This window comes from Pseudomonas sp. URIL14HWK12:I6 (assembly GCF_000514195.1).
GTDB lineage: Bacteria > Pseudomonadota > Gammaproteobacteria > Pseudomonadales > Pseudomonadaceae > Aquipseudomonas > Aquipseudomonas putida_A.
Map to the genome: position 1 here is coordinate 49,010 of NZ_AZVL01000010.1, position 14,079 is coordinate 63,088.

At 60.4% G+C, this 14,079-nt stretch carries 14 protein-coding genes; 4 read left to right on the plus strand and 10 right to left on the minus strand.

Annotated elements, in window-relative coordinates; translation table 11 throughout:
- Positions 1–2: 2 nt before the first annotated feature.
- Positions 3–1,454 (minus strand): pyruvate kinase, encoded by a 1,452-nt coding sequence (pyk, locus tag H043_RS0114775; RefSeq protein ID WP_003227610.1) that lies wholly within the window; start codon positions 1,452–1,454, stop codon positions 3–5.
- Between the two features lie 174 nt (positions 1,455–1,628).
- Between pyk and H043_RS0114780 the strand changes: the two genes are divergently transcribed.
- Together H043_RS0114780 and H043_RS0114785 are read left to right on the plus strand one after the other, a co-directional pair.
- On the plus strand, positions 1,629–2,015 hold the full coding sequence (locus H043_RS0114780) for a tol-pal system YbgF family protein (RefSeq protein WP_007965893.1): 387 nt from the start codon (positions 1,629–1,631) through the stop codon (positions 2,013–2,015).
- 230 nt (positions 2,016–2,245) lie between these two features.
- On the plus strand, positions 2,246–2,605 hold the full coding sequence (locus H043_RS0114785; protein WP_027612508.1) for a PilZ domain-containing protein: 360 nt from the start codon (positions 2,246–2,248) through the stop codon (positions 2,603–2,605).
- Positions 2,606–2,700: 95 nt separating this feature from the next.
- On the opposite strand, the gene H043_RS0114790 is transcribed toward H043_RS0114785, so the two are convergent.
- The 8 genes from H043_RS0114790 to H043_RS0114825 all read right to left on the minus strand — a co-directional run bounded on the left by H043_RS0114790 (position 2,701) and on the right by H043_RS0114825 (position 10,718).
- Complete coding sequence (locus H043_RS0114790; RefSeq protein ID WP_007965896.1) at positions 2,701–3,072, minus strand: DUF6124 family protein; 372 nt, start codon at positions 3,070–3,072, stop codon at positions 2,701–2,703.
- A 486-nt stretch (positions 3,073–3,558) separates the two neighbouring features.
- Complete coding sequence (locus tag H043_RS0114795; protein WP_007965898.1) at positions 3,559–3,774, minus strand: hypothetical protein; 216 nt, start codon at positions 3,772–3,774, stop codon at positions 3,559–3,561.
- Positions 3,775–4,001: 227 nt separating this feature from the next.
- Positions 4,002–5,333, minus strand: a complete 1,332-nt coding sequence (locus tag H043_RS0114800) for a DUF58 domain-containing protein (protein ID WP_027612509.1) — start codon at positions 5,331–5,333, stop codon at positions 4,002–4,004.
- Positions 5,330–6,331 carry a MoxR family ATPase gene (locus tag H043_RS0114805; RefSeq protein ID WP_027612510.1) on the minus strand — a complete coding sequence of 334 codons (1,002 nt, stop codon included), beginning with the start codon at positions 6,329–6,331 and terminating at the stop codon, positions 5,330–5,332. The genes H043_RS0114800 and H043_RS0114805 overlap by 4 nt, the downstream gene beginning before the upstream one ends.
- A complete protein-coding gene (locus tag H043_RS0114810) occupies positions 6,328–7,491 on the minus strand; it encodes a DUF4350 domain-containing protein (protein WP_027612511.1) in 1,164 nt (387 codons plus the stop codon). The genes H043_RS0114805 and H043_RS0114810 overlap by 4 nt, the downstream gene beginning before the upstream one ends.
- Positions 7,488–9,032 carry a membrane protein gene (locus H043_RS30425; RefSeq protein WP_027612512.1) on the minus strand — a complete coding sequence of 515 codons (1,545 nt, stop codon included), beginning with the start codon at positions 9,030–9,032 and terminating at the stop codon, positions 7,488–7,490. Before H043_RS30425 ends, H043_RS0114810 begins: the two co-directional genes overlap by 4 nt.
- Positions 9,019–9,996: a stage II sporulation protein M gene (locus H043_RS0114820; RefSeq protein ID WP_027612513.1), complete on the minus strand. Its 978-nt coding sequence runs from the start codon at positions 9,994–9,996 to the stop codon at positions 9,019–9,021. Before H043_RS0114820 ends, H043_RS30425 begins: the two co-directional genes overlap by 14 nt.
- On the minus strand, positions 9,993–10,718 hold the full coding sequence (locus H043_RS0114825) for an RDD family protein (RefSeq protein WP_027612514.1): 726 nt from the start codon (positions 10,716–10,718) through the stop codon (positions 9,993–9,995). The genes H043_RS0114820 and H043_RS0114825 overlap by 4 nt, the downstream gene beginning before the upstream one ends.
- A 181-nt stretch (positions 10,719–10,899) precedes the next feature.
- Between H043_RS0114825 and sbcB the strand changes: the two genes are divergently transcribed.
- The gene (gene sbcB, locus H043_RS0114830) at positions 10,900–12,330 is read left to right on the plus strand and encodes an exodeoxyribonuclease I (protein WP_027612515.1); all 1,431 of its coding nucleotides are present in this window, start codon (positions 10,900–10,902) and stop codon (positions 12,328–12,330) included.
- A 102-nt stretch (positions 12,331–12,432) separates the two neighbouring features.
- On the opposite strand, the gene mvaT is transcribed toward sbcB, so the two are convergent.
- Entirely contained in the window at positions 12,433–12,810 is a 378-nt protein-coding gene (gene mvaT / locus H043_RS0114835; RefSeq protein ID WP_003227581.1) for a histone-like nucleoid-structuring protein MvaT, read from the minus strand.
- Positions 12,811–13,148: 338 nt separating this feature from the next.
- Between mvaT and purU the strand changes: the two genes are divergently transcribed.
- The gene (gene purU / locus H043_RS0114840) at positions 13,149–13,997 is read left to right on the plus strand and encodes a formyltetrahydrofolate deformylase (protein WP_003227580.1); all 849 of its coding nucleotides are present in this window, start codon (positions 13,149–13,151) and stop codon (positions 13,995–13,997) included.
- The last annotated feature ends 82 nt before the right edge of the window (positions 13,998–14,079 follow it).

The following is a 14,079-nucleotide window of genomic DNA, read 5'->3' on the forward strand; positions in this document are numbered from 1 at the left end:
ACTCAGACCTGCGGGTCACCCACGTGCAGGATCTTCATGCCGTTGGTGCCACCGGTGGTGTGGTAGCTGTCGCCCTTGGTCAGGATGACCCAGTCGCCTTTTTCCACAACGCCGCGCTTGACCAGCTCGTCGATCGCTTTCTGGCTGACTTCGTTCGGGGCCAGCGAGGCCGGGTCGAACGGCACGGTGTACACGCCGCGGAACATCGCTGCGCGAGCCTGGGCTTCGCGGTGCGGGGTGAACGCGTAGATCGGCACCGAGGAGCGGATGCGCGACATGATCAGCGGGGTGTAGCCACTCTCGGTCAGAGCGATGATCGCTTTCACGCCCGGGAAGTGGTTGGCGGTGTACATGGTTGCCAGGGCGATGCTTTCGTCGCAGCGCTCGAATTCCTTGCCGATACGGTGGCTGGAAGTCTTGCTGGTCGGATGCTTTTCAGCGCCGACGCAGATGCGCGCCATCGCCTGAACGGCTTCCAGCGGGTACAGGCCGGCAGCGGATTCGGCCGAGAGCATCACGGCGTCGGTGTAGTCGAGCACGGCGTTGGCCACGTCGGACACTTCGGCGCGGGTCGGCATCGGGTTCTGGATCATCGACTCCATCATCTGGGTCGCAACGATCACCGCTTTGTTGTGGCGGCGTGCGTGCAGAATGATCTTCTTCTGAATGCCCACCAGCTCGGCGTCGCCGATTTCCACACCGAGGTCGCCACGGGCAACCATCACTGCGTCAGACGCCTTGATCAGGCCGTCGAGGGTTTCGTCGTCGGCCACGGCTTCGGCGCGTTCGATTTTCGCCACCAGCCAGGCAGTGCCGCCGGCTTCGTCGCGCAGTTGACGGGCGTAGTTCATGTCAGCCGCGTCACGCGGGAAGGACACCGCGAGGTAGTCGACTTCCATTTCGGCGGCGAGCTTGATGTCGGCCTTGTCTTTTTCGGTCAGGGCTGGTGCGGTCAGGCCGCCACCGCGACGGTTGATGCCTTTGTGGTCGGACAGCGGGCCGCCGATGGTCACCACGCAGTGCAGCTCGGTAGCAGTGGCGGTTTCGACGCGCATCACTACGCGGCCGTCGTCGAGCAGCAGCTCGTCGCCCACGCCGCAGTCTTTCACCAGATCCGGGTAGTCGATGCCGACCACTTGCTGGTTGCCTTCGGTCAGCGGATGGCTGGTGGAGAAGGTGAACTTGTCACCGATCTTCAGCTCGATGCGCTTGTTGGCGAATTTGGCGATACGGATTTTCGGGCCTTGCAGGTCACCCAGCAGGGCGACGAAACGGCCGTGCTTGGCCGCCAGGTCACGCACCAGCTTCGCGCGAGCCTTGTGCTCGTCGGGGGTGCCGTGGGAGAAGTTCAGACGGGCAACGTCCAGACCAGCCAGAATCAGCTGTTCGAGAACTTCCGGCGAGTTACTGGCCGGGCCAAGGGTAGCGACGATTTTGGTACGACGGACGGACATGCAAAGACTCCTGAGTTCAAGCGCTAGCAGAGGCTACTATGCTCTTGGGGTGTAGTCATTGTTCGTTTGCACTACTTATTGTTTTCTTTATTGAACGTGGCAACTTTGGGACAAACGCGCCTGAAGATTTACGACCAGGGGTCGATACAGAGCTCAAGACAGGAGAACCTCCCCATGCGATTGTTGCCCATTGCCGCCCTTGCCCTCAGCGTCCTCGCCGTCACGGGCTGCACCCGTTGGTCGATGAACCATCATTTGAACAACGCCTACAGCGCCTACGACCGGGGCAATTGCGAGCAGGTGATGCTCGAACTGTCCAAGGTCGAACGCGCCAGCCGGGCCCGTCCGTATGTGTGGCCGGAAGTGTCGATGATGCGCGGCCAGTGCCTGGAACGGCAAAAAATGTACATCGACGCTGCGCAGACCTACCAGTTCATCATCGCCTCGTACCCCAACAGCGAATACGCCTTCCGCGCCCGCGCCCGCCTGGAAACCCTGCAGAGCCTGGGACATTACCCGACTCGCAGTGCGGCGGCGGTGCCGAGTGCGCAACGCTTCTGATGCCGGATGTCATACAAACGCTGGCTGACTGTACAGGTTGAGCTATAGTCCAGTGATCCGGTTTAGAGTCTGGCCTCTAAACATGGGGCAACACCTGCGACTGGTCGATGTTGAGGCGATGGCGTATTGGCGACCATGCCACCGGAAGCGGGGAGAGCGTGTCTGTGACACAGGCGTGTTCCGAAGCAAAGGTGCGGCTCTGTGATGGGGCCTTGCGTGGCGTACCTCGCATGTTTACCGACCGACGAATCGAACGGCACCAGTTGCCGTACTTCCTCAGGGTGTTCAACAGCGTCACCGACAAACCCATCGGTTTTCTGGGCAATGTGTCCGAAGACGGGCTGATGCTCATCAGCCAGTTACCGATGATGACCGGTGTCGATTTCAGTCTGCGTCTCAAAATTCCGCTCGGCGATGGCTGCCAGCAGGTCATCGACCTGACGGCGTGCTGCCTGTGGTGCCATGAAGACGCGACCCCGATGCACTACGACGCCGGCTTCAGCCTGCAACGCCCGCCGCCGGAATATGCGCAACTGGTGCAGGCGTTGAAGCAGTACTTCAGTTTTCAGCCCCTGCCGGCGTCTGCCTGATACAGCCAAAACCAAAGATCGCCGCCTGCGGCAGCTCCTACAGTGGAAATGCAATTTTCCTGCAGGAGCTGCCGCAGGCGGCGATCTTTTGATCTTCAAGCCTTCAAGGCAATCGCCCGCTCACTGTCCAGTGTCTTCTCCGCCAGCAACAAACCCATCTCGCTCAACTGATAGATCGCCATCGCCAGATGCCGTGGTTTGTCTTCCAGGCTGTCCGCCAGATCCAGCAGCAGAATGCTCACCGACGAGAAGGTTTCGTAGGTCTGGATGGCGATGGCTTCGGGGTTGAGGTCGGGGGCGACAACGAACATCTGCATGCCGCGATCCACGGAATTGCGTGAGGGCGATTTTGGTTTGAGGTAGTGGTCGAGGGCGCGTTCTGCGGCTTCCTGAAACCTCTCTGAATCAGGGGGGAGACAGCTGGAAGTCGCGTCAGATTCTGGAGGATTTGATGTTGCACTGTTCATGGCTTTATATCCTTTTTGCTTGGCTTCCAGTTCGGGTGAACGTGAACGGAAACTGCTATGAAGAGGTTATTCGGCCGGGGGGAGGTGAGCTGTTCGGCTCACCTAGAGACGTCCTGCTAACAGCTAAAATGTTACTAGCCTGACTGAAGCTACTGCCTCGACATTGCCCCGGACAATTAATTTCGACCGCTGATTCAGCGGCCAAGATCAAGTTACGGAGCCTCACCAATGCGTACAAGACAGAGCATTCTGGTGTGTTCGTAGGCAAAGGCGCCACGTCGTGTAGCCTAAATTCCTAGGTTTGGGGAAAGACTTCATTCGGATGACGGATATGTGTACCCGAACGCATCAATCTGTTTCATTTCGATATAAGACGGGGGGATTTTAGGTGGGGTGTTGGAAGGTTTTTGAATCGTCAAATCGCTTCGATAATCACCCTGTGGATAACACCAAAGCGGTCGACAAAATTCATTGAGTTTTTGAGGCCTAGTCCGTTTCCTTTGCTCTGAGTTTCGCCAAGCCCTGCTTGATATAGCCGGCATTTTCTCCAATGACAAAAAGCGCAGAGCGGACGTTTTCTCCGATCTCGGTAAACCCCCTCTCTTCGACCTGGAGTGTTAGCTCCATTAGGGCTGCCTCCAGCCCAAGCTGATTCTGATAAATCCTTTCCAACACATCAGATAATGAATATTTAGTGGGCATTCTTCGACTCCGTTCGAGAGGCTTCGAGCATGGCTGCATGGGAAAATTTAGCGGGCAATCCGATAGCGCGGGATGGGCCGCCTCAAGGAGCGGACTGGCACTCCTTTAAATAAGTGGAGTGAGATACCGATCAATGGAAAAGCCCTTTTAGCAGCGGTATTTCTTATTAAGAAATCTACACCCGCTTGCCAATTTGAAACACCCCGCCGGCGTGAAATCTACAATGTCTATAGGGCTCCAGCTTTCTTCCAGCTTAAGTAAATTGACACTAGTTCAGTGTTTAGCTTACTGGTAGGGACATCCAGCACAGGTGTGCCATGAGCCATCAGGCGCTCATTCAGTTCGGCCCTAGCGTTTAGGTAATCCACTGCGCCGCAATAGGCCAATGCTTCAGGAAGGGTTTGTACCGAGTCTTGGCGCATTTGGTCGAGCGTTTCTTCGCGCAGGCTGACCACTAACACTTGATGCTGGCGGCTCAGGTGTTGGACTGCGTTGGTCAGTTCGCCATGGTCCTCATCCTGCAGGTTGGTCATAAGGATGACCAGTGCCCGTCGTTTCTGACGTGTTAGTAGTTGCCGAATGGCTGCCTGATAGTCCGCCGGACGTTGGCTACTCGCCAGATCGTAGACCGTGTTGAGCAGGACGTTGAGTTGCCCGCTGCCTTTTACCGGAGCTAGATATCGCGGTTGATCGTCTGCAAATGTACTCAATCCCACCGCATCGCCCTGACGCAGCGCGACATGGCTCAGCAGCAGACACGCATTCAGCGCATGGTCGAAATGCGACAGCTCGCCATCCTGGCTGCGCATTTGCCGCCCGCAATCGAGCATGAACATGATCTGTTGATCACGCTCGTCTTCATACTCGCGGGCAATCGGCGTGCGCTGGCGGGCGGTGGCTTTCCAGTCGATCTGGCGCAGGCTGTCGCCCTCGCGAAATTCGCGCAACTGATGAAATTCCTGACCCTGCCCGCGACGCTGGCGCTGGCGCACACCGAGCTGGCTGAGCCAGTTGTCCACCGCCAACAACTGCCCACCGTAGAGCTTTGCGAAGTCCGGGTAGACGCGGATCTCGCCGCTCACGGCGAGCAGGCGTTTGCCTGTCCACAGACCGAACGGGCTGGGCAGGTTGATTTCGCACTGTTCGAAGCTGAAGTGCCCGCGCTTGAGTGGACGCAGGCGATAGCCGACCGCGCTGAATTGCCCGGGTTGCAGTTCAATCGCCAGCGGCAGGTTTTCGAAGCTCAGGCCCTGTGGCACGTGGTCGAAAATTTCCACCGCGACCGGCTCATTGAAGTCATGGCTGAGCTGCAGCCGCACCTCGCTCCAACGGCCGAGTGCCAGGCTGCCGGGCATCTGCCGCTGGATGCGCGGCGAGGGCAGGTTGTTCAGGCGCAGCGCATCGATGAGCGCCAGCACCAGCAGAGCCAGGAGCAAGCCCCAGTTGATCGACAACAGCGTGGCGGGTACGTCGATGTCGAGAGCTTGCAGCGTGCCCAGCAGCGTGCCGACGGCCAGCAGAATCGCGAGCCAGATCAGCAGCAGGCGTGACGGTTTCACAGGCGCGGCGCCGGCACTTGGTCGAGCAATTGTTGCAGCACCTGATCGATCTGCAGACCTTCGATGTCCAGCTCCGGCGCCACCCGCACCCGATGGCGCAGCACCGAGAGCGCGCAACCCTTGATGTCATCGGGAATCACGAACTCGCCGCCGCGCAGCAACGCACGGGCGCGGGCGCATCGCACCAGCGCAATCGAGGCACGCGGCCCGGCGCCGAGGGTCAGGCCGGGCCAGGAGCGGGTGCTGCGCGCCAGCCGCACGGCGTAATCGAGCACCTGATCGTCGATCGGCAGGTCACTGGCGATGCGTTGCAAGGCCTGCACGTCCTTGGCCTGCAGGACCGTGCGCAACGGCTGCACATCGAGCATGTCGGCGCGGGTCGAGCGGCTGACCTGACGCACCATGTTCAGCTCTTGCTCGGCCTCCGGGTAGTCCATGCGGACCTTGAGCATGAAGCGGTCGAGTTCGGCTTCCGGCAATGGATAAGTGCCTTCCTGCTCGATCGGGTTCTGGGTGGCGAGCACCATGAACGGCTGGGCGATCGGCAGCGCCCGACCTTCGAGGGTGACTTGGCGCTCCTGCATCGCTTCGAGCAACGCCGCCTGGGTTTTCGCCGGTGCGCGGTTGATCTCGTCGGCCAGCAGCAGGTTGGTGAACAGCGGCCCCTTGCGCAGCTTGAACTGCTCGGTGTGTAGGTCGTACACCGCGTGGCCGGTGACGTCGCTGGGCATCAAGTCCGGGGTGAACTGGATGCGCGCGAACTCGCCGCCGAAGCAGCGCGCCAGCGCCCGCACCAGCAAGGTCTTGCCCAGCCCCGGAACGCCCTCAAGCAGCACGTGACCGCCGGCGATCAGCGCGGTCAGCACATCGTCGATCACGCTGTTCTGGCCGATCAGGGCCTTCTGCAATTCGCCGCGCAGCGCTTGCGCCAACTGGCTGGCACGCTGGCGTTGCTGGGCGGCGTGGCTGGCGCTACCGGGCTCGATCTGTTCACTCATAGCGTGTTCCTCAAGGTTTGCAGGTGGGCCACCTGGCGACTGAAATCGGCGCTGCTCATGCGCTGTTTCGGCACCGGGCTGAGGGCCTGACTGATGGCGCGGGTCGGCTGTCGGGTCAGGCGCGACAGCACCAGCCATTGCTCGGCCACGTTCAATTGGTCGAAGCCGGGATAGCGGCGGCGGGCGCGGCGCAGCACGTCCTGTTGCAGGGCTTGCAACAGCGTGTGCTGACCGTTGTGGCGCAGGATGAAATCGGCACTGGCGCGCAGGTGTTCCTGCAACTGCCGGCGGCCACTCGGGGTGGGTGCCTGCAGTGGTCCATGGCGCATAGCAACGTGCCACAGGCCGAGGCCGATCAGTGCCAGCAGGGCGACGATGGCTTGCGGGAAGTAACGCCAGAGCAAGGTCAGCAGACCATCGTGTGCGGTGTTGAAAATCAGCGTGACGTCGGTGTCGGCGCTCAGGTACCAGAGCAGCCAGGCGTTGTCGTGCTTGCTGATGGCCGGGGTTTTCCACAGTTCGGCATCGGTGACCACGGTGATCGAGCCGAGGCCGTACGGCAGTTGCATCATGTGCGTGGCCTTGGCGCTGTTGGCCCAGGCCTGGGCGAGATTGTTCGGATCGTCCAGATGAAACGCGGTGTCGAAACCGGCGTAGGCCGGCGCGTCCTCGTCTTCCAGATAGAGCTTGGTCAGATTCGGGTACGAATCATCCGCCAGCTCCGCCGGCGGCTCCTTGAGGTCCTTGCTCAGGGACTGGTGCAACTGCACCCGATCCAGCAACAGATCATCGCTTTGTCTGGCCTGCTTGTCCCACAGCGCTTCGGCCACGAACACCAGGCGCCCACCGGCGCGGGCCCAGTTCAACACCTGATCGACCTGCCGCGGGGTCATGCGCGAACGTTCGCCGAACAACAGCAGGGTGTGCCGACGCGGATCAATTTCCGGCAGCACCGCCAGCGTTTCGGCCTGGCCGACGTTGAGGCCGCGCTCGCGCAAAAACAGTTCTGCCGCCAGATAAGGATTGGCCTGCGCCTGAGGCGAGGGGCCGTGATCGATCACTTCCTGATAGGGCCGCGCCTTGAGGTACAGATAAACGCTCAACGCCGCGAGCAGGGCGACCATCAGCCCGCCGAGCAGCCACGCGTTGCGCCGGTTCAAGCGCGCGCTCCCGAGCCGAACAGGGCACGCCAGCCGTCACACAGTTCCTGTTGCAGGTGTGCCGCCGGCACGCGGTGCCCGTATGCCATGTTCTGCCAGTGCAGCGTCAGGCTGCGACTGAACGCCAGCAGTTCAGGGCGCTGCAGTTGCTCGATCCGCAATAGCACTTGATGCTCGGTGTCGGCGGGTTTCAAGGTCAGGGCGAAATCGTGCAGCAGACGGCTGAGCAACCCGCGATAGAGCAAGCCCAGCGCCGCGCGCGGCTGGGTCTGCCAGAGTTGTTCGGCACTGGCGGCGATGTCGTCAGGCAGGGTTAGCGGGCTCAGGTCCAGGCCAAATGCTTGTTGCGGCGCAGGTGGCCTGACGCGGGCGCGCAACTTCGCCCGGCGACTGACGAAGGTGCGCAGGAACTCGCGATAGCGCCAGATCAGCCAGCCCACAGCGGCGATCAACGCTCCCCACAACAACACTTCAATCAGGCCGGCCAGCGCATTGAAGCGCTGACTGTCCAGCCAGCCGAGCAGGGTTTTCAGCCATTGCGGCGCCTCACCGGGTTTGGCTTCGGACGGGGCTGCCGGATCGTCGCTAAAGCGATAACGGGTCACGCTTTCCTTGTTCTTGAACGGTGGTTGTTCGAGCAGCGCCTTGATGCTGTCGTGCGCAGCCTGACTGGTCAGCGGCTGATTCAGCAGGCGGGGTGCTTCCGGAGCGTTTGCCGGCGCATCCGCCCACGCCGGTGGCACCGCTGGCAGCAACAGACAGATAACCAGCAGCAGGCCCAGAGCGCTGCTGTTCAAACGCTGGCGCAAACGACGGAACACCAGCTCGATGTCCCACGCCTCCAGTGCGGTGCGCCGGTTCAAATACAGGCTGAAACCGCAGGCGACATAAATCGGTTCCCAGACCACCAGCACCAGCGCGTAGAAAGCGTTGGTCAGGTGCTCCAGCCAACGCCAGTGGTGATCGGCGTCGAGGATCAGCGATTGCCAGTCCCAGTCGGTTTCGATCTGCTGTGGCAGCAGCATGTAGAACAGCACCATCAGGCCGATCCACAGTGCGGTCTCCAGATGCATGCCGATGATCGTCAGCCATTGCGCGGCGCCGGCATTGCGTTGCAGCAACACCTGCAAGCGTTGCTGACGGGCCGTGCCGTCGAGACCTTCGAGTTGCACCACCGGCAGCAGGAAGCTGCGACTCAGGCTCAGCCGGCGCCAGGTCAGGCTGGCCAGCCATTGTGGTTTTAGCAGTCGAGGAAATTCGCGCAGGGCCTGTTTCAGTGTCGGTGTTTCGCCGAACAGGGCTTTGGACAGGATGTACAGCGGCAGGCGTTCGTACGCCGGTTTCAGCCACCAGAAAATGAATACCGCCAGCGACGGCGAATCCCATAGCAACAACGTCAGCACCGCGAACAGCGGCAGGGTGACGATGGCCCAACTGGTCATCAGCAGGCGTCGATGCTGCTGGCTCATGAGCACGCCCAGGTCCATGGCTTCCCAGGTGCTGCGCGGACGGATCGCCACGGTGGCATCACTCAGGCGCATGGCGTGTCCTTCCGGCGAACAGCAGATAGGCCGCCACTGCGAGCCACAACGCGGCACCGACCGCATATTTGATCGGCGGTGTGACCCCGGTCTTCGACGACCAATACGCTTCGATGAACGCTGCGATCAGCAGGAACAGCATGACCCCACACACCAGCAGCACGCTTTTGCGCGCCGCTCGCACCAGCGCTTCACCACGGGTCAGCCGCCCCGGTGCAATCACTGCCCAGCCGAGCTTTAGCCCCGCCGCGCCCGCCAGGGCAATGGCGCTCAGCTCGAAGGCGCCGTGGCCGATCACGAACGACCAGAACGTCTGGCCAAAACCGATTTCGGTCAGGTGCCCGGCCACCGCGCCGATGATCAAGCCGTTATAGAACAGGAAGAACGCGCTACCGACGCCCAGCAGCAAACCGCTGGCGAAAGTCTGAAAGGCGATGCCAATGTTGTGCATCACGTAATAGCCGAACATCACCCAGTCTTCGCTGGCCGCCCGTTCGGCCGAGCGCCCGAGGTGCCCGGCCACCGGGTCGTACATGCTCTGCATGTCGCGCACCTGTTCGGCGGGGATCAGGTTGTAGATCAGTTCGGGAAAGGCATACACCAGCAAGGCAAAGCCGATCAGGCTGCCGAAAAACACCAGACCAGCGGCCAGCACAAACGGCCATTCGGCACGCACCAGTCGAGGAAAGTCAGCGAGGATGAAACCCAGGAGGTTGGCGCCGAATCGACTGCGGTGCCGATACAGCTGCTGGTGGCCGCGCAACACCAGTTGTTGCAGCGAGTCGATCAGAAAACTGCTGTAGCCACGCGCCTGTGCCAGCGCCAGATGCTGGCAGAGGCGTCGATAAGCCTTGGGGAAACTGGCTGCCTGCGAGGTGTCCTTGCCATGTTCGAGGCGTTCGAGGGCCAGGGTGAAGCGCTCCCATTCGGCCTTGTGACGAGCTTCGAAAAGACTCTGCTTCATGTCGGACCCAACAAGCCGCGGGCGATGCCATTGAGTTCGCTGACCGCTTTGGGCGCCGAGATGTGCAGCGGTTGGGCGAGCAGCGCGGCCAGCTCATTGACCCGCGCCGGCGACAGTTCAGCCTGACGTTCGGCGAAGGCGAGCAAGGCGCGTTGTTCGCCGAGGTTGAGCGGCACGGGCGAGCTGCGTGGCTGGGCGTCAGGTAACTGCGGGCGGAGCAGGGCGCGTTCGCTATAGACCACCAGCGTGCCGGCGGCGATGTCGCCGAGGCGTTTGAAGGTCGGGTGTTGCAGGCAACTGATGGCACCGAGGAAATAGCCGAACGGCAGCAGATCGACAAAACGCAGCAGGTTGCGCAGCAGCGAGGCCGACCAGCCGATCGGTGTGCCGTCATCGTGGATCACCCGCAGGCCCATCCATTGCTTGCCCGGCGAACGGCCCTGACGCAACACTTCGAACAGCACCATGTACCACCAGCTGACGGCAAACAGCAGCAGCGAACCAAGGCCCATGCCGAGCTGGCCGAGAAACGCCAGCAGCAGAAACAGCACGCCGAGGATGGCCCCGCGAATGCCCAGGTCGATGCCGAAGGCGAGGCTGCGCACCATCAGACCGGCCGGGCGCAACGGCAGGTCGATGCCCTCCGGGGTTTCCACTTGATAGCGGGTATCGAGTGGCGGTTTCAGCGGTGCTTTCCGTGGCAGTGCTGTGTTCTCGAGCATGGGCTACCTGATGGGGCCGGATCGGGATGCGAAGTCCGTCCGATGCTAGCAGCCTCTTGGGGGAAAACGACATAACTATGTATTGCACCGCGTGTGGCGCACGCTGGTTGAATGACACAGCGCTGGCCGCGACCGCGGTTCAACGCCTAGACTTTGCCGATCTTCAGTTCAGGAACCGCCCGTGACTTCAATCTTCTGGTACGACTACGAGACCACCGGCATCAATCCGCGCAATGACCGTCCGCTGCAGGTCGCCGGGATTCGCACCGACCACGACCTCAATGAAATCGACGAACCGGTCAACCTCTACTGCCAGCCCAGCGAAGACATCCTGCCGCACCCGGCGGCGTGCGCCATTACCGGTATTACCCCGAGCTGTCTCGCCGAACAGGGTTTGAGCGAAGCCGACTTCATGACCCGCGTACACGCGCAACTGGCGGCGCCCGGCACTTGCGGTGCGGGTTACAACACCTTGCGTTTCGACGACGAGATGACCCGCTACAGCCTGTACCGCAACTTCTTCGACCCGTACGCCCGTGAATGGCAAGGCGGCAACAGTCGCTGGGACCTGATCGATGTGGTGCGCGCCGCGTATGCGTTGCGCCCGGATGGCCTGGTCTGGCCGACCGACGACGAAGGCAAGGTCACCCTCAAGCTCGAACGCCTGACGGCGGCCAACAACATCGACCATGGGCATGCGCACGAAGCGCTCTCGGACGTGCGCGCCACCATTGCGCTGGCGCGGTTGATCCGCGAGAAACAGCCGAAGTTGTATGACTGGCTGTTTCAATTGCGCAGCAAACAGAAGGTCATGGATCAGATTCGCCTGCTGCAACCGCTGGTGCATATCTCCGGACGCTTCTCGGCGGCGCGGCACTATGTCGGTGTGGTGCTGCCATTGGCCTGGCATCCGCGTAATCGCAATGCGCTGATCGTCTGTGACCTGCACCTTGATCCGCAAGGCTTGCTGGACCTGGACGCCGAAACCCTGCGCCGGCGCCTGTACACCCGCCGCGACGACCTCGCCGAGGGTGAACTGCCGGTGCCGCTGAAACTGATTCACATCAATCGCTGCCCGGTAGTGGCGCCGTTGTCGGTGTTGCGTGCCGACGATCAGCAGCGTCTGGGCCTGGACATGGCGCTGTATCAGGCACGTGCACTGCGGCTAAGTGACGCACAACAAGTTTGGAAAGATAAAGTCGCAGCGATTTACGCCAGCGAAGACTTCACGCCCAGCGAAGATCCGGAACAGCAGTTGTACGATGGATTTATCGGTGATCGCGATCGGCGTCTATGCGAGCAAGTGAGAACGGCGGATCCGGCGCAATTAGCGCAAGAGCACTGGCCGTTCGATGATGAACGTCTGCCGGAATTACTCTTTCGATATCGCGCACGCAACTTTCCCGACACGTTGAATTTTGAGGAGCAAGAACGCTGGAGAATATTCTGTCAGCAGCGTTTGTCCGAGCCGCAAATGGGCGCGCCTAATACCCTGCAATCTTTTGCCGAGGCCGCGCAGCAATGGGCGCTTAGTGCTACGCCGATACAGAATCAAGTGCTCAATGAGTGGCAGAATTATGTCCAGGCATTGCGCAAACGTTTGAATCTTTGAAATCGAACATAGTGTGCCCATGAAATGCCGGGCATAAAAAACGCCAGCGTATGCTGGCGTTTTTCATGGGCCGCAGAATCAGTCTGCGACAGGCGTTGCGGCTTAGCCCAGCAGGGTAGCCCAGCCTTCAACTACGTCACCGCCCCACTTGGCTTTCCACTCTTTCAGAGTCTTGTGGTTGCCACCTTTGGTTTCGATGACTTCGCCGTTATGCGGGTTTTTGTATTGTTTAACTTTGCGCGCGCGCTTGGTGCCGGTAGTTTTTACTGCGGCGCCACGGGTGCCTTTGGTTTTCGATTCCGGATCCAGCAGGGCGATGATGTCGCGCAGGGACTTGGAGTATTCGCCCATCAGGGTGCGCAGTTTGCCTTCGAATTCCAGCTCGGCTTGCAGTTTGTCGTCTTGCGACAGGTTCTTCAAACGCGCTTGCAGCTCTTTGATTGCTTCTTCGGTGGCGCGATATTCGTTGATCAAGGACATGGTAACTACCTTATGCAGATGTGTTGAATGGCAGGGGACAGTGCCGCAATAATAGTCAGGCTGTTTCATCAAGTAAACATTTAACCGGTTTTTTTATTTGAATTAGTTGCAAGGAATAACCGGTAAATTGAATGGTCATTTAAATAATGTGATGCAGTCATCACGAATATTCACAATTATCTGGCCGAACAGCTTCACTGCAGGACTATCGTTTCGCCGCGCGTGGCGTCAGGCGTCGCGAATCGGGCCTGCGTGCGGACATGTGGTCATCAATACTGCAGTTTCCGCGCACACTCGCTAGAATGGCCGCCTTTGCGAAGTTCTGGAGTTTTCCCCCCATGCGCACCTTTCGGTTGGTGATTTCCTGCCCTGACCGCGTTGGCATCGTTGCCAAAGTCAGTAACTTTCTGGCATCCCACAACGGCTGGATCACCGAAGCGAGCCACCACTCGGATAATCAGAACGGCTGGTTCTTCATGCGTCACGAGATCCGCGCCGATTCGCTGCCGTTCGGTATTGAAGTGCTGCGCGAGAAGTTTGCGCCGATCGCCGAAGAGTTCTCGATGGACTGGCGCATCACCGACACCGAGCAGAAGAAACGCGTGGTGCTGATGGCCAGCCGCGAATCCCACTGCCTGGCCGACTTGCTGCACCGCTGGCACAGCGACGAGCTCGATTGCGAAATCTCCTGCGTGATTTCCAACCACAATGACCTGCGCAGCATGGTCGAGTGGCACGGCATTCCTTATTACCATGTCCCGGTCAATCCGCAGGACAAGGAGCCGGCGTTCGCCGAAGTCTCGCGTCTGGTCAAACAGCACGATGCCGAAGTGGTGGTGCTGGCGCGCTACATGCAGATCCTGCCGCCGGCCCTGTGCCGCGAATACGCGCACAAGGTGATCAACATTCACCACAGCTTCCTGCCGTCGTTCGTCGGCGCCAAGCCGTACCATCAGGCGTCGCTGCGCGGCGTGAAGCTGATCGGCGCGACTTGCCACTACGTGACCGAAGAGCTGGACGCCGGTCCGATCATCGAGCAGGACGTGGTGCGTGTCAGCCACAGCGACAGCATCGAAGACATGGTGCGTTTCGGCCGTGACGTCGAGAAGATGGTGTTGGCCCGAGGCTTGCGTTATCACCTCGAAGACCGTGTGCTGGTGCACGGCAACAAGACCGTGGTGTTCTGATCGAACCTGCGCGTACTTGAATAAAGAGGGGCCTGGGCGTTCAATCGTCCCAGGCCCTTTTTTCGTTTCAGCCCTTGAGGAA

What these genes read in the sequence shown, in the direction of transcription:
- pyk (WP_003227610.1), bottom strand. Translation starts at nt 1,454, where the DNA reads ATGTCCGTCCGTCGTACCAAAATCGTCGCTACCCTTGGCCCGGCCAGT.
- H043_RS0114780 (WP_007965893.1), top strand. Translation starts at nt 1,629, where the DNA reads ATGCGATTGTTGCCCATTGCCGCCCTTGCCCTCAGCGTCCTCGCCGTC.
- H043_RS0114785 (WP_027612508.1), top strand. Translation starts at nt 2,246, where the DNA reads ATGTTTACCGACCGACGAATCGAACGGCACCAGTTGCCGTACTTCCTC.
- H043_RS0114790 (WP_007965896.1), bottom strand. Translation starts at nt 3,072, where the DNA reads ATGAACAGTGCAACATCAAATCCTCCAGAATCTGACGCGACTTCCAGC.
- H043_RS0114795 (WP_007965898.1), bottom strand. Translation starts at nt 3,774, where the DNA reads ATGCCCACTAAATATTCATTATCTGATGTGTTGGAAAGGATTTATCAG.
- H043_RS0114805 (WP_027612510.1), bottom strand. Translation starts at nt 6,331, where the DNA reads ATGAGTGAACAGATCGAGCCCGGTAGCGCCAGCCACGCCGCCCAGCAA.
- H043_RS30425 (WP_027612512.1), bottom strand. Translation starts at nt 9,032, where the DNA reads ATGCGCCTGAGTGATGCCACCGTGGCGATCCGTCCGCGCAGCACCTGG.
- H043_RS0114820 (WP_027612513.1), bottom strand. Translation starts at nt 9,996, where the DNA reads ATGAAGCAGAGTCTTTTCGAAGCTCGTCACAAGGCCGAATGGGAGCGC.
- H043_RS0114825 (WP_027612514.1), bottom strand. Translation starts at nt 10,718, where the DNA reads ATGCTCGAGAACACAGCACTGCCACGGAAAGCACCGCTGAAACCGCCA.
- mvaT (WP_003227581.1), bottom strand. Translation starts at nt 12,810, where the DNA reads ATGTCCTTGATCAACGAATATCGCGCCACCGAAGAAGCAATCAAAGAG.
- purU (WP_003227580.1), top strand. Translation starts at nt 13,149, where the DNA reads ATGCGCACCTTTCGGTTGGTGATTTCCTGCCCTGACCGCGTTGGCATC.